Here is a 2,549-nt window from a genome sequence, read left to right on the forward strand (position 1 = left end):
CTACTCACAATAACGCTCACAATGAAATTAAGCGAATACGCCGCAGACAAATACGCAATGAGGTTCGTACAAGGTAAAGACCTAGCAACAGCACTCATAAAAGTCGCATGGAGGGAGCTACACAACGAATTAACCAGCGGAAAAATCAAGAAATTAAGAACCCTCAACACACACCCCACAGTCTCAGCCAGATTAATAAGAATTATACCGCAAAATGCCCCGTTCCCCTCATTTGGCTTCGGGATTTCTCGTCACTGATTGGCTCCCTACGCCGTCGGACCTACGGCCCCATCCTCGGGGTATCATCTAGTCACAGCCCACGGGGCTGGGTCTAAGCCCACCCCATCACCGGCACTTTACCTCCGGTGGCGGGACAAGACCTAGGTAAAGGGCTTGCTTATAAACCTTTGCCTAATTTAACAATTGATTAGGCAAAAAGTTTATAAATCTAGCCTCGTTAATGTTGGTGATGCCTGAGGCAATTTACTTCAAGGGGAGGGTTACTGTTGGGAGGAGGGTTGGTGATAGGGTCTATGTTAGGATTGATGTGTACATCGATGAAGGAGGCAAAGAGTTGGCTAAGTACATTGGTAAGGAGGTTGCTGGGATAGCGGTGGTGATTGAGGGTGAAGGCTCATAGGGCAATACTCATTAAACTACCGAGGGACAAGTGCGATGCTGACTACATTAAGCGGTTGATGGCTTTATCAAACCTAGCCTATAGAGATTACGAGGTCTGGACGCCAGACCTACCTAGAACAATTCAACACCAACTTTATGGTTTCAAGAACTTTATGGAGAGTCTAGTTTTTGGAACCACGCCTAAAAAGTGGTTTGCTGAGACATGGGTACCACTGAAGACGTTGAGGATTTATGCCGATGGCTCCATGAAGGGTGATAGGAAAGCACTTGTGGTTCTTGACTTTAGGAGCGATGTCATTAGGTTGCGTCAGGTTTGTAGGAGCGAGCCTGGCTCTGTTGTTGAGGTCCCAATGCCTAGGTGGGTCATTGATAGGGTTGGGGAGAGTGGCGATGTTAGGTTCGCAATGATTGGTTTAAAGGATGATAAGCCCTATCTAGCCTTAATCGCTGAACGTGAGGTAGAGTCCTACATCCCTAGTGAGTACATCTTAGCTGTTGATGTTAATTCCTGGGGTCATGGTATTGCGTGGGGCTTGATAAGGAATGGTAAAATTGTCTCATTTAAGCAAGAAGGACTTAACCCGCAGAGAATCGTGTCCCTCTATAATCAAGCAGTGAGGCGGGAAAGGAAGGTGGGGCGATTAAAGAGACTTGGACTTGATGATGAGGCAAATGCCAAGAGGACTAGGAGGATGGCTAGGAGGCTTAGAAGTCGTGCATATAGGCTCATTAGGGCTGAGGCGGTTTTCCTAGCTAGGAAACTCACTAAGAAAGCCCTCAGGTACAAGGCAATGGTGTTTATTGACGATGTTGATTGGGAAAGCTTGAAGGAACTCCTCACAAGGAAGTATGGAGGGAGGGTTGGTAAGTTGCTTCTATCGGGGCTCAAGGGGTTCGTGAAGTTATTGGTTACTCAGTTGGAGTGGTACGGCGCACCGTATGAGTTCAGGAGGCTGTATAGCAGGAAGTGCCCAAGGTGCGAACATGAGCTAACCCAGGAAGAGGGAAGAACCATGGTATGCACAAATTGCGGATTCAAAGCACCAAGAGACAAGGTACCCATGTACTGGGCAATTAAAGAAGTTCATCCAGGAGATAGAGAGAAAGCTCAATAAAAACAACCAAGCAAGTGCTTATTAGTGCAGGGAATATGAAACCCAATTGAAATAAAAGACCGCAAAAATCCTCAACACGCATAATCAGACCCAAACCTCAACCTCAAGCCCCTTGGTATTTACAAAAACGTACCTAAAGCCTCGCCCTTCAGGGCGGGGAGGGGCCAGTAAGGACGCTGAGATGAGGGAAAATGAGGCGACTTAAGCAGCCTCACAAACCAATGCCCACGAACAAAAAACTAAAAAACCACAACATCATAAGACCACGCCCCGGTAGCTCAGCCCGGTCGGAGCGCCCTGGGGCGAAAGCCCCGTGCAAGCCTCGTAAGCGGGAGGTCCCGGGTTCGAATCCCGGCCGGGGCTCCATGCTTTGTCCTTGATAATGCATCTCAAGCGTTTAGTGAAGTTAGATGGGAAACTGCTTGGTCTTAAGTAATAATGCCATATTGAGATGAGTTTGTACATTCAGTTTCATAGTTTATGTTGTCATGGTTTGTTCAACGGCTTCGTTGAATAGATAGCCGATTTCGTGTATTTTAACTGTATCCTCATGCCTAGGTCTTGTTATTGTGGCCATGTAGACGCCGTATTCCGAGTGGTTTCCTTCCTCAGGACCCTGTGGGCTTCCGTATGGTGAGAATAGTATTATGTGTGTTATGTCTCCCCTGAGTATTAGGTCTTTTAGCGCTTTGTCGAGCATTTTGTATATTTCGCACTTGAGGCTTGGTTTCGTGTGCAGGAATCGGTCTAGTGCATTTATTGAGGCTATGACCGGCCTTGCCGATGCCTCAG

At 47.3% G+C, this 2,549-nt stretch carries 3 protein-coding genes, 1 tRNA gene and 1 pseudogene; 4 read left to right on the forward strand and 1 reads right to left on the reverse strand.

Features of this window, described 5'->3' with window-relative positions:
- The 4 genes from B7L70_RS12370 to B7L70_RS12380 all read left to right on the forward strand — a co-directional run.
- A partial coding sequence (locus B7L70_RS12370) for a M48 family metalloprotease (RefSeq protein ID WP_162009183.1) occupies positions 1 to 258 on the forward strand: 258 nt, incomplete at its 5' end.
- 211 nt (positions 259 to 469) lie between these two features.
- Positions 470 to 640: a hypothetical protein gene (locus B7L70_RS13645; RefSeq protein ID WP_162009184.1), complete on the forward strand. Its 171-nt coding sequence runs from the start codon at positions 470 to 472 to the stop codon at positions 638 to 640.
- The gene (locus B7L70_RS12375; protein ID WP_081228439.1) at positions 627 to 1,757 is read left to right on the forward strand and encodes a zinc ribbon domain-containing protein; all 1,131 of its coding nucleotides are present in this window, start codon (positions 627 to 629) and stop codon (positions 1,755 to 1,757) included. The genes B7L70_RS13645 and B7L70_RS12375 overlap by 14 nt, the downstream gene beginning before the upstream one ends.
- A gap of 267 nt (positions 1,758 to 2,024) precedes the next feature.
- A tRNA-Thr gene (locus B7L70_RS12380) sits at positions 2,025 to 2,123 on the forward strand.
- 112 nt (positions 2,124 to 2,235) lie between these two features.
- On the opposite strand, the pseudogene B7L70_RS12385 reads toward B7L70_RS12380, so the two are convergent.
- A pseudogene (locus B7L70_RS12385) lies at positions 2,236 to 2,549 on the reverse strand (hypothetical protein); the annotation flags it as partial.

It is taken from the genome of Vulcanisaeta sp. EB80, from assembly GCF_002078205.2.

Excerpts from the sequence above, each read along its gene's own strand:
- B7L70_RS13645 (WP_162009184.1), top strand. The coding sequence starts at position 470 with ATGCCTGAGGCAATTTACTTCAAGGGGAGGGTTACTGTTGGGAGGAGG.